This is a genomic window from Sphingomonas sp. (assembly GCF_965200135.1).
Lineage (GTDB): Bacteria > Pseudomonadota > Alphaproteobacteria > Sphingomonadales > Sphingomonadaceae > Sphingomonas.
Genome location: NZ_CBDATK010000007.1, coordinates 513,562 through 525,000, shown reverse-complemented (window position 1 = coordinate 525,000; position 11,439 = coordinate 513,562). Strand labels below are relative to the sequence as shown.

Below are 11,439 nucleotides of genomic sequence, written 5' to 3'. Positions count from 1 at the left end.
GACTTCCCCACTGTCTCCAGGACATGCTCAGCGAAATTGAATTCTCCGTGAAGATGCGGAGTACCCGCGGTTAGACGGAAAGACCCCGTGCACCTTTACTGCAGCTTCAGAGTGGCATTAGGAAGGAACTGTGTAGCATAGGTGGGAGGCTTTGAAGCATTGGCGCCAGCTGATGTGGAGCCATAGGTGAAATACCACCCTGTTGTTTTCTGATGTCTAACCTCGTTCCTTGAAGCAGGAACAGGGACCCTCTGTGGCGGGTAGTTTGACTGGGGCGGTCGCCTCCTAAAGAGTAACGGAGGCGCGCAAAGGTTGGCTCAGGCCGGTTGGAAACCGGCTGTTAGAGTGCAATGGCATAAGCCAGCCTGACTGCGAGACTGACAAGTCGAGCAGAGACGAAAGTCGGTCATAGTGATCCGGTGGTCCCTTGTGGAAGGGCCATCGCTCAACGGATAAAAGGTACGCCGGGGATAACAGGCTGATAACCCCCAAGAGCTCATATCGACGGGGTTGTTTGGCACCTCGATGTCGGCTCATCACATCCTGGGGCTGGAGCAGGTCCCAAGGGTTTGGCTGTTCGCCAATTAAAGTGGTACGTGAGCTGGGTTCAGAACGTCGCGAGACAGTTTGGTCCCTATCTGCCGTGGGCGTCGAAATTTGAGAGGAGTTGACCCTAGTACGAGAGGACCGGGTTGAACATACCTCTGGTGTACCTGTCGTTCTGCCAAGAGCGCAGCAGGGTAGCTATGTATGGACGGGATAACCGCTGAAAGCATCTAAGCGGGAAGCCTCCCTCGAGATAAGATTTCTTAGGACGGTCGGAGACCACGACCTTGATAGATCGGATGTGGAAGTGAGGTAACTCATGGAGCTAACCGATACTAATTGTCCTATTCGCGCTTGAGAGTCCCACCATCAATGTCAGCCTTGGGCTGGGTGATGGCTGGATGATCAGTCGACGCCAGATTATACATCTTTGGTGCACGCATCGATTTAGAACCTCTCTCCGCGCACGCTCCTTTTGGGGCATTCGCACCGGCTTCATTGCCTGGTGATCTTAGCGTCGGTGTCCCACCCGATCCCATCTCGAACTCGGCCGTGAAACCCGACTGCGCCGATGGTACTATCGCTCAAGCGATGGAAGAGTAGGTCGTCGCCAGGCATTGCAGCCGGTGCGGCGCGAAGAGAGAAGAACCCATTCACAAGTCTCCGCCCGTTCCTCCAGTTATGAGGATTGTGCGCGGTCATTGGCGCGGGGTGGAGCAGCCCGGTAGCTCGTCAGGCTCATAACCTGAAGGTCATAGGTTCAAATCCTATCCCCGCAACCAACAAAAAGCCCGCAAGTCGAAAGACTTGGCGGGCTCTTTGCCGTTCGGCGTTCATCTGCCGCGGGACCCGTGGAAACACCGTGGAAGCACCGTGGAAGCACCGTGGAAGCAGGGTCCCGCGAAGATATCAGTAGCTCGCTGCGATTGATCATCCGTTGCCGCTTGATCGGCATTAGCTCGTGATCAGTTGCGGCTTGCGTCGGTGTCACCTGACCCGGGGTCTGGGGCATGCGCCGCCGTGGTGAATGTTGGTGGAGAGCGGCCCGACCGCTTTGGAGCGCGGGGACGCGTCTTCGGCCATTCGTTCACCCTGCGGCGAGAAGGCACGGCCGGACCCATACGCGCTGCCGTCCTTGCCGATATTCGCTCAATAGTCTGCCATTCACCAGCCCGGTTGCTAAACTAATGTTGCGGTCGATTCGAATGACCAATGCCGCGTGTCTGCGGCAAGTAGGGTTCTGCAACGGCCCTTCGCTCTGTAGCCGACAGCTTCTGGACTTCGCCTGGGCTACAGGCCTGTCCGGAGCAGATGGCGATCGCCCGCGCAACCGCTGCTGCCGCCGCGATGGCGCTTACGTACGGAACCGCGACGCTAGCGTTGCCGATTTCCGCCGCGCCGCATCGCCCGATCTGTGCTTCGAGGCGCGCATAAGCTGGCAGGTCCGGGGCGGCAGGCTTTGGAATGGGATCAGCGACGCCGTCGAAATGTGTATCAATCCTGCGATGTGCGTCGAAGACGTTCACCCGGTAACGGTCGAAATCGGTCGACGTTCGCCCGAGGCCTACATCGATGATGGCCTCGAAACCGGTATCGACTAGCAACCGACGCGGTGCGACCTTGTCTAGCCCGGATAGCGCAAGGCGCGGCTCGTCTTCAGCCACTCGAAGATCAGCGCGTAGAGCGCGATCGACGCGCGCGATCCGAAACCCCCGTGCCTCGATCCAGCGTTCCGCCATCCTGGTCTTCAGATCCCCGAAGGCATTGTCAGGGACGAGAATCGATGTTCCCCAATTCTCCTCGCTGACCCGGTCGTAATCCTGCAGGACCAGTGCGCAGCCTGCGCCGGGCGCATAAGGAAGAGCCGCGAGACTCCACAAAAACGCTTGCCCGAGATTGCCGAGGCCAAAAATCCAAAGCGCCGAAGGGAGGAATACCTCGGCGAAATCGGGTGGGTCGTCGGTACCGGGCCATAGATCAATATCGGCGGGCAGCGAAGTACGCCCACGCAACGCTTGAAAGGCTGCACCCACTGCGTGAGCGCCCGCCGCCACACCGGCGAGCGGGTTGTTCGATATGCCAGGCGTAACTTCATCCTCGGCTCTAACACCGGAGCGCCAGCCATCCCACCAGGCCAGAATTTCACCAAGTTCGCCGGTCGTGCCGATGCCGATCGTGACCGCCGCTGGCCCGAAGAAGCCCATAGCGCCGATCTCGGTCAGCGCTTCGCCGAGCGTGCAACATAAGGACAGGGAGGATTGCAGGGGCTGGCCGAGATCGCCGGTCACTCGCACGCCGCCAAGAAAAGTTCGCCGGCTGACCGCGAATGCCGTCAGGACCGCGGCATGTCCGGCCGGGCTCGCCGCATTCGGTCCCACCACTATCTCGAGGGTCATCACGCTCAGGCGCTGTTCCGCTTCCGGGAAGCTTATCCCCTCGGCATCGACCAACAATTTGGCGACGCGGCTGAGCTGACGGATCAATGTCATCGTGGCCACCATCCGACATGAAAGGGGTTGCGCCGCTCACGGCTGCGATCGCGCCATCGCTTGTTGCCGAGATATTGATGGACGCCGATTGCGCCCGGATCCGTCGCACGACCCGCGAAATCCGGGAGGATCACCGCGATGTGCCCGACCTCGGCGATGATCGGGTTCGCCTGATCGGACTTGCTCTGTCCATAGCCTCCAGGATGGACATGGACGTCGGCTACGACCTTCAGACCCGTGGCCCGGCAATGCGCCCAAAGCGCCCCGAGACGGCGACCATCGATGACGACAATGCCAGTAGCCAGCGAAAGGGGATCGACATCGTCGTAGAAGACGAATTCTTCGATAACACGCCACTTGCCTTGCCGGCCGAGTAGGAAGGCTCCTGCTTCCCGCTCTCCACGCGTACGCCTGCGCAACTCGGCGACGCCGGCATGCCAGACGTTGCTCCGGCAGACGAGCTCAGGCGGCGGCCCGAAGGCGATGCGCGCGAGCGTTGAGATTAAGGATGCCATGGATGTCCTCGAAAATGAATTGGAGTCGGCGATCGGATCGCCAGGCAAGGTGCGGCAGATTGACCGCATTGCTGTTGTGTGGGCCGGTCATGCGATCCCAGGGCCGGTAGACGGTATCGTCGCCCCATTGTTGGAAGGTGATCGCGACCCGCTGATTGCCCTTGGGCCGCAAGGGCGCGCTGAGGGGCGTGTTCGCCACCAGATCCCAGATACGTACCATTGGGTTCGTGGCCGGGAAATTGGTGACATCGCCGCGAAAGCCGTAGGCGGCCGTCCTGCCGTCGGGCTCGGTCGCCGCGATGTAGAAATCGAGGCGTGGGAACGCGAACGCGTGGATGCGCCAGCGGCCAGCCTGGGCCCCGGCAATGAAGCCGGGGTCGTCGAGCTCGGCCTGCACACGGGCTTCGGCCGGATCAAGCATGGTGACCTCCGTTGGCGATGTCGCCGCGAACCAGGTCGAGCGCAAGCGCGTCATGCTTGCCGGCGAGATGGCCGACATGGTTGCTGAGCGGCAGTTCTTCTGTGCTGCCCGTCCGGGTCAACTCGAATTCGCCCGCCATCGACGCATCGATGCCGAACACGCGGATGGCCCAATCGAGAACTCCTTCGAGCGTCGCGTGACGGCGGAATTCGTGGTGATGAGAGGCTGCCTGGTAGTTGACCGTCACGGTCACCGGCTGGCGATGATGGACATGATGCCGACGCTCGTGCCCGTCATGAATCGGCTGCTCGCAGGCAAGCGGCGCATCTTCGCCTTCGCGGACGATGTAAAGGTTCTCGACCAGCAGAGCATGGTCGGTCGCAACGATCGTCAGGATGTGCTCGATCGTTCGGTCGGCCTTCACGTCGATAAAGAGGTCATGCGCCTCAAAGCGAATGGGAACCCGGTGGATCTCCGGCGGCTCGCGCTTGCTCGCCAACGCCAGCCCGTCCGTGCCGTCATGCAACTTGATATCAGTCATTCTCTTCACTCCATAATCTCGTTCACTGAAACCGCTGAACGACGGTTAAAAAAATGTCAGCCAATACGACGGTACAAAAATTCAACTCCGCCACTGTCGGCTGCGCCTTCGGTCCTCATCAGAAATCCTTGCTCCCACAGTTGCTTGAACTTCGTGCTCGCATTCGCGATCGATATCCCTGCCACGTCCGCGAACGTCGCGGTCCGAACCTCCGCCCGGGACAAGGCATAATCGAGCGGCTCTCGATTCCCTGCGCTAGGCTTCAAACCAATTACCGCAACCTCTGCCCCATTCCACACCGTGATCGGCACGCCGATGCGCTCGGCAGCCAAATCGATATTGAGCCGGATTGCCCTGTTGCTCAGATCGACGAGACAGACGCCCTTCGACTTGCGAAACCGACCAATGACCTCAACGATCGCCTCGGACGCGAAGGAGGCATCCATACGCTCTACACCAGCCATCGAGACCTTCGCCACGCGCTGATCCGACATCGACTCCAGATGCGAGACGAGTTTCGCCGCAACAGGAACCGCTTGCTCACGGTCCCAGCCTGACGTCGCGCCATCCATGAGGTCGATCAGCCGAATAAACACACCTGATTCTCGTTAACTGAACACATTTAATCAGAGGGCACGTGACCTGTCAATCCAGCTTGAACGAAAAAGCGATGTGTGTTCCCCAGAGCAGCGGCAGCTGCTCCTGCGAATAGGCCATATTTGGCTGATATTCGTTGTTCGAGGGCTTCAGCAGCACCCGTTGGTTGAGCAGGCGTACGTCGAGATCCGCTCTGAACCCGATCGCGTGCCGAGCGCTCGATTTCAGGCCAAGGCCGCGTTTGTCCTCGGGCTTGCTCGAAATTCCCTCGCGGAAGATCTCGACGACGAGATCGACATCGCTCAGATTGTGCCATTTGCTGTCCGTTAGGGCCGGTCGCAGGCTTCTCATGATGCCGATGCCGCTGTCCGACACCGCGACGGTAAGGCGGTTTCCCTGGGGATAGGTCTGGAGTGCGGCGTAGGCGTCAAGGCTGGTCTGGCTGTGGTCGAACACATTCTTGATCAGCTCGCCGAAGATGCTGAACATCGCATCGCCGATCTGCTTGACGTCTGCCCTGGCCGAGCACCCGCGTTCAACCGCCGCGACCAGACGCGGCACCAGGTTTTGATCGACCGAGGCGGAGCGACTGAATCGCTCGATCTCGACGAGACCGCGATTGCCGCCGCGATGCATTGCCGCACCCGAATAAGCCGGCCGCGCCGGCGATACTTCGACGGCAGGTGACAGATGATCGAAAAAGCCGATGCGGTTAAGATAGCCCATTGCAGTGCCGTCGGTGCCGAACTCAAGCCGGACCCGCTTGGTGCAGGCGACCGCCTGATTGCAGAAGCTCAGCAGCCGGATGATCACGTCGATCATCAGCTTGCAGCCGGAGGGCACCTTGATGATGATCGTGTTGTACGACGCCCCCAGCGCGTCGCCACAGGTCATAAACGCTCTCTCGAACTTCCAAGCGTCGACCCATTTGTCAGGCAGATCGAGGGTGCAGGCGCCGAGCTGGGGATAAGTCGCCATCACCCAGCGACCTTTTCAACGATCGGCTCGGGTCTGCCGCGCCAGGTCATGCGATACACGTCGCCTTGCGCAACCGATTGGACAGAATGCGGAAAGAGCGCTGCTATGCAGGTTCCGCCCGCATGGCGGACCGAGGGGTAGATGATACCGTTGAGGCCGCGCGCCCGCGCCGCGTCGGCTAGCGCGTTCCCAGCGGGATAGCCGATGCCTTTCTCCGGATGGAGGGAGAGGTGGTCAATGTGCGGGCGCAGATCAACGAACTCGCCAGCAAAGCTCGCATAAAGCTCGGCATAGTCGACGACGGCCTCGTAAACGCCCGTCTGCGTCAAAGCCTCGGTCAGATGATGACGGACTTCGGTAAGGCATGTGTCGAGATCGAGCGCGGCGTACCATGCACCGCGCTCAGCCCCGTTGAAACGGTTCGCGTCACGCGGCTTGGCGTACGTGAATGAGGCGTTGATGAACGCGGCATGCGGAACCCCGTATACCAGTTCATAGGCCTGGACGTCGGCGGTACCGCGGTTCTGCGCTAACAGGCGGTTACTGGTCGCGCCTTCGATCTCTGCCAGCGCAGCAAGCTCGTCAGCGTCAACCAGCGTACTGAGTACGGGGGGACGCAACCGCGCCGTCGTGACGAGACGTATCGTCCTTGGTAGGGCCTCACGGGTAATGGTCAGCCCGTCCAGCATCGTTCAGAGACCACCCCGAACGGCATCGATATAACGACGGGTTTCAAGCATCACCGGAATGCCGCCCTCGATCATCGCCTGAATCGGAGACGCGCGCTGGAAGATCGGCCCGCGATTAGGAAGCTTGGGCCAACGATCGGCCATTTCGTCCGCAAAGAGCAGATGCAGACCCTTATAGACACCGATCGTCGCTGACGCCCGGGTCAATTGATCCTGCGATAATGGCTGGTCCCACGCGCCGCGTTTGATCCGGTCCCATGTGCTATCGCTGACGCCCAAAAGGGCAGCGGCTTCTGAGTTGGACAAGCCCCATTGATCGATGAGAGATCGAAACGCCTTGAGCGCGACACCAGACAGTCGATTACGGTCCTCTCCCTTGGAGAAGGTCTGCACATCTATTGGGGTGAGCGGAGCTCGCGCTCCCAGCTTGATGATGTCGGCCATGGTCGCCTCCTGATAAAAGCCATATACGCACCACCTGACGAATAATCAATCGTCAAATGGTGCGCAATCAGGCGGGGCTGCTGCGCAGTGTTGCGCGCTGATCAATGGCGGCTATGCGACTCCCGCACTCGGAAACTAGCCAGACCGCCACCGGCTCAAGCAGTCCTTTTTTCCATCTCCGATGGACGTCCGGTGTCGACGGATGCTCACGGTAGCGCCTGTCAACGTGGATGATCGGCAACGCGCCCATCCTCGCCGATCAACGGGTCGAGCGGTGATCTCAGAGGCTGTCGCCCGTTAAGGTGCGACGGGAGAGCAGATGTGGACGGCTCGGATTAAGCCATAGCCGACCGCCGGCGGAGCGCGAGCCGGTCTGATGCATGACGGTATCGCACATCGTTTCGGCCGTCGGGCAGATTCGCCTCGCATCCAAAAGCCGATGCTCTTGACTCGCGTGCCTTCAGCCTATGAACTGCAAGGATGTGCGGGACGCACTAGCCACGTCGGGATGCTTACTTTGCAGTCGAGCTTTGCAAGGCTCGTTCGCCAATCGCAAACGAAACCCTGACTCTCCGATTGTGGTGGCCGCCCCCGTGCTCTGCACGGGGGCGCGTTCCGCAACAGGGGGATATTTTGCAAGAGCTCATTGAAGAAGCCATCATTCGGAAGGCGCGTTCCGTGCTCAGGAACCGCAGGATTGAGCGGGCTAGTGCGTTCAAAAACGCTGATCGGTATCGCAAGAGAACGGGCCTTGTTCCGGGTATTCCTTCGGAGGCCGATCCCGCGTGGTGGAGTTACCATCCGCACTTCGATCCGACATATTGCATTCGTCACGCTCGCTTCTTGAGTCGTACAATCTGGCGGAAGCTCCAGGACAATCTCTATCACCCTGTTCCCGCGATCCAGTTTGATCTCCCCAAGCCTGACGGCTCCTCTCGCAAGATTATGGCGTTCGCTATCCCGGATTCTGCACTAGCGAACGTGATCCATCGAAAGGCGACCAAGCGAAATCTAAGTCTTTTCTCACGACTGAGCTATGCCTACCGGCCAGATCAAAACGTATTTGACGCAATCCTGAACCTGTCCAGGTCACTCGATGCATCAAAATCGTATATAGTCCAGTACGACTTCTCTAGGTACTTCGATACAATCGATCATTCATACATCAGGAAGATCCTGTTTGAAAGGCAGCTATTCTTGTTGCCGGAGGCAGAAAGAAACGCAATCAGCGCTTTTCTTGAACATGAATACGCACACATCAAAACTACAATAATAACGTCTTCGATGTTAGGCGGGAAGGAGTTCCCCAAGGTAGCTCCCTATCCCTTTTCTTATCGAACGCCGCCGCTCACGAACTCGATCTAGCGCTAGAGAAGCTGAACGGGACATTTGTTCGATTCGCCGATGACGTGGTCGCGGTTGCGCATTCCTTTTCCGACGCACTTGCGATCTCGGGAGCGTTCAGAACCCATTGCAAGTCAGCTGGTCTCAGGATCAACTACAACAAGTCACCTGGTATATTACTATTTGGAGGAACCCCCGAGCGTGAAAAACGTACTTTCGTTATCGATACCGATGATGGGGACCAGCTTACCACCATATCAAATATCGACTATCTGGGTCACAGCATCACAACCGGTGGCGTCGAGATGCCCGTCAAGTCGATCAAGCGGATAAAAACTCGGATATCGAGTATGATCCATAAACATCTCTTTCTTCATCGACGCGGAACGGGAGGAGCATTCAACCCTACCAGAGTGGGTCCAGGGTTCGGTGACTGGGATCTCGTGACCTGCATCAACGAGGTCCGTAAGTACATTTACGGCGGTCTTCGAGAAGCCCATGTTGCGGGCTTTCTAAACGATGATACCAAGCCGCCGTTTATGCGTGGGCTCATGGGGTTCTTCCCGCTTATCACGAACCCACAGCAGTTGATGGCTTTGGACGGCTGGCTGCTAAGTGTGATCAGACGCGCCCAGCGCGAGCGGGTTCGCATATTGGCAAGTAGCTTTGGCGTCACCACCCCACGTCTGAGCAAGGATCAAGTCATCACCGGAGAATGGTACGACTATCCATTAATCACCAACGACGCCTCACTGCCGAGCTTCGTAAGAGCATGGCGCGCGGCACGGAAGTACTATCGGCGATATGGTTTGGCAGGCATTGAGCCGCCACGGTACTACTCATTGACCGATTACTAAGCGCGGCCAACGGCGCAGTTTCGCACGCCCCCGCGTTATGTCGTCGATGGCAATTATCTGCATGTGTTCGACAGAAACACTACGGTCTGCAACCGGCGCAGGTTCCGTCCGTCTGATATGTCGGTTGGGCGACGTGCAACGTCGGCTTCTGACACGAGCTGCCGTTCGATATGTCGCGTGCGAACGTCGGGAATGTCCCAAACCAAGCCGTTCGACCCGTGCTCCCGCGACATGAACCAACGACCGGAGTCGGGAAGGCGGAAAGAGCCCGCGAGTGTCGACTATTGGGTCTTCTTTACCGCTTTGGACTGATTGGTCTTGCACGAGACCTTCAGCCAGAGCCGGGACTCTCCTGTTCGCGTTCATAGGTAGCGTCGGTGCCCACCTTGCCCAGTTGCTCCGCTTGAGCGACGCCGTTCGTCTCTACGACCTCGAAGGTCCGTCCGCCCGCGCTGACCGCATGAGGCTCGTAGGTGGGCGCTGCCCAAGGGTCGGTACCCTCCTCCTCGCCGTCCGAGCTATCAGACCCGGTCACAGAGTTCGGGGCATCGCCGCCCTGCTCTCCGGCTTGACCGCCGCCATGATAGCCGATCTCGGTTTGGCCGCCATGGCCCATGAAGCCGCTGTTGGTCGGCTCCTTGCCCGCATGCGGGTTGTCGTAGCCGCCACCGTCGCTCTCGCCTCCTGGGGTGCGACCGCCGACGTTGCCGCCGTCGGGCGATCCCGACACGCCGTCGGGCGCACCCTTCGACGTTCCGCCACCGCTGACTGGCATCTCTGTCCCGCTCATCACTTTCCCTCCTAAGGTTTCGACGTCAACGGCCGGCCGGAGCAAGAGGTGCCGTGTCGCTTCGCCAAGGTGAAAAATCGCCTCGTCGCGTCGACCTGGACGGAGCCGGCCCGATCGTCATCAGCAACGAGCAGCCAAGCAGATCATCTCCGGTCGAGATTGTAATGCGACTAGGATCTGCGTGATGTGTTCATTGCACTACCCCGTTTGATCGACGGAGCAGGAGAGCACGATGTCTGGGAACGACGACAACTTTGGCGGCACCAAGCTGGTTGGTGAGAATGGCGAGCAGATGGATCCGGCGATCGCCGGCATCTCGCCGCCCAGCATCTCCTCGCTCGAAGGTGACGTAGGCGGTGCGACGACTGGGGCAGAGATGGACAAGGACAACTCAGGTCAAGCCGGGATGGACGCTCTCAAGGGCGAGGATGACAACGGCGACGTAACCGCGAGCGGCGCCGAGTAAGCGGACCACGGACGGGAGGTCACGGCGTTCAGGAGAGTCAGTCTCACACTTTCGAGGTTTAATTCCGTCCTGCCGTAAAGTAGCCGAGACTTAAGCGTCGGTTCCAGTCGTACCGCATGGGTGCTCACGAGTATCGGACGCGGCCGTCGTCGGAATGAATGAATCAAGACGGACCTGATGCGCTTCCGTGCGTTCTGGTTCCAACCCCGGCCTTCCGCAGGCGGGAAGGGAGTATAATGATGGGCACGACTTTAAACGCCACTTTCGAAACACGCCGCGAGGCCGAGATGACCGTCGAGCGCTTGGTCCAGGAGCACGGACTGGCCCGCACCGACATCTTCATCGCCGCCGCCGGCAATGAGAACACCGTTGGCGAGGAGCAGGCGGGATCGGACAGCGACGCGGGCGACCCAAGCCCAGAGGCGCGGGGCGACGCACCTCTGAACGGCGCGGTCACGGTCTCGGTCGACATCGAGGACGAGGCGATGGTCACCAAGGTGCGCCAGGCGTTCGGCGAGTTTGAGGCCGCTGACGTGAGCGAGTCGTAGCATCCCGAAACGCAATCACACGTGCGCTGACGGAGCGTTTCAGGGGGTTTGTCTCGAGTGAGTTTGCCAGTGGCCAAGTTGCTCGACGCCAATCCAGACGATCCTTTTGACGCGGCAGGGGCGGGACGGGCATGCCGCTAGCCATCGCCGACGCGCGGTAACCGGTTATTGATCGACTATGCCTTACCGATTGGCAACGTGCACGCGGCGCCAC

The 11,439-nt window shown here is 59.5% G+C and carries 12 protein-coding genes, 1 tRNA gene and 2 rRNA genes (1 of these 15 only partly in view); 6 read left to right on the top strand and 9 right to left on the bottom strand.

Annotated elements, in window-relative coordinates; all coding sequences use genetic code 11:
* The 3 genes from ACOFKS_RS10780 to ACOFKS_RS10770 form a co-directional block, all read left to right on the top strand.
* Window positions 1-905 (top strand): 23S ribosomal RNA (locus ACOFKS_RS10780) (it extends 1,887 nt beyond the left edge of the window).
* Between the two features lie 142 nt (window positions 906-1,047).
* A 5S ribosomal RNA gene (gene rrf / locus ACOFKS_RS10775) occupies window positions 1,048-1,162 on the top strand.
* Between the two features lie 89 nt (window positions 1,163-1,251).
* Window positions 1,252-1,328: transfer RNA gene (locus tag ACOFKS_RS10770), tRNA-Met, on the top strand.
* Between the two features lie 402 nt (window positions 1,329-1,730).
* Here the strand turns inward: ACOFKS_RS10770 and ACOFKS_RS10765 are convergent.
* From ACOFKS_RS10765 to ACOFKS_RS10730, 8 genes are read right to left on the bottom strand one after another with little or no spacing between them, the layout of a single operon-like run.
* Window positions 1,731-3,035 (bottom strand): hypothetical protein, encoded by a 1,305-nt coding sequence (locus tag ACOFKS_RS10765; RefSeq protein WP_419809227.1) that lies wholly within the window; start codon window positions 3,033-3,035, stop codon window positions 1,731-1,733.
* Window positions 3,032-3,550 (bottom strand): hypothetical protein, encoded by a 519-nt coding sequence (locus tag ACOFKS_RS10760; protein WP_419809226.1) that lies wholly within the window; start codon window positions 3,548-3,550, stop codon window positions 3,032-3,034. Before ACOFKS_RS10760 ends, ACOFKS_RS10765 begins: the two co-directional genes overlap by 4 nt.
* A complete protein-coding gene (locus tag ACOFKS_RS10755; protein WP_419809225.1) occupies window positions 3,498-3,971 on the bottom strand; it encodes a DUF7665 family protein in 474 nt (157 codons plus the stop codon). Before ACOFKS_RS10755 ends, ACOFKS_RS10760 begins: the two co-directional genes overlap by 53 nt.
* Window positions 3,964-4,512 (bottom strand): hypothetical protein, encoded by a 549-nt coding sequence (locus ACOFKS_RS10750; protein ID WP_419809224.1) that lies wholly within the window; start codon window positions 4,510-4,512, stop codon window positions 3,964-3,966. Before ACOFKS_RS10750 ends, ACOFKS_RS10755 begins: the two co-directional genes overlap by 8 nt.
* 56 nt (window positions 4,513-4,568) lie before the next feature.
* A complete protein-coding gene (locus tag ACOFKS_RS10745; RefSeq protein ID WP_419809223.1) occupies window positions 4,569-5,108 on the bottom strand; it encodes a hypothetical protein in 540 nt (179 codons plus the stop codon).
* Between the two features lie 49 nt (window positions 5,109-5,157).
* Window positions 5,158-6,087, bottom strand: a complete 930-nt coding sequence (locus ACOFKS_RS10740) for a hypothetical protein (protein WP_419809222.1) — start codon at window positions 6,085-6,087, stop codon at window positions 5,158-5,160.
* Window positions 6,087-6,776 (bottom strand): RES family NAD+ phosphorylase, encoded by a 690-nt coding sequence (locus ACOFKS_RS10735; protein ID WP_419809221.1) that lies wholly within the window; start codon window positions 6,774-6,776, stop codon window positions 6,087-6,089. Before ACOFKS_RS10735 ends, ACOFKS_RS10740 begins: the two co-directional genes overlap by 1 nt.
* 3 nt (window positions 6,777-6,779) lie before the next feature.
* Complete coding sequence (locus ACOFKS_RS10730; RefSeq protein ID WP_419809220.1) at window positions 6,780-7,220, bottom strand: antitoxin Xre-like helix-turn-helix domain-containing protein; 441 nt, start codon at window positions 7,218-7,220, stop codon at window positions 6,780-6,782.
* Window positions 7,221-8,467: 1,247 nt separating this feature from the next.
* On the opposite strand from ACOFKS_RS10730, the gene ACOFKS_RS10725 reads away from it, so the two are divergent.
* A complete protein-coding gene (locus ACOFKS_RS10725; RefSeq protein WP_419809297.1) occupies window positions 8,468-9,421 on the top strand; it encodes a reverse transcriptase domain-containing protein in 954 nt (317 codons plus the stop codon).
* A gap of 331 nt (window positions 9,422-9,752) precedes the next feature.
* Here the strand turns inward: ACOFKS_RS10725 and ACOFKS_RS10720 are convergent, their stop codons facing one another.
* Entirely contained in the window at window positions 9,753-10,211 is a 459-nt protein-coding gene (locus ACOFKS_RS10720) for a hypothetical protein (RefSeq protein WP_419809219.1), read from the bottom strand.
* A gap of 232 nt (window positions 10,212-10,443) precedes the next feature.
* Between ACOFKS_RS10720 and ACOFKS_RS10715 the strand changes: the two genes are divergently transcribed.
* Window positions 10,444-10,677, top strand: a complete 234-nt coding sequence (locus ACOFKS_RS10715) for a hypothetical protein (protein WP_419809218.1) — start codon at window positions 10,444-10,446, stop codon at window positions 10,675-10,677.
* Between the two features lie 236 nt (window positions 10,678-10,913).
* Window positions 10,914-11,225 carry a hypothetical protein gene (locus ACOFKS_RS10710; protein ID WP_419809217.1) on the top strand — a complete coding sequence of 104 codons (312 nt, stop codon included), beginning with the start codon at window positions 10,914-10,916 and terminating at the stop codon, window positions 11,223-11,225.
* The last annotated feature ends 214 nt before the right edge of the window (window positions 11,226-11,439 follow it).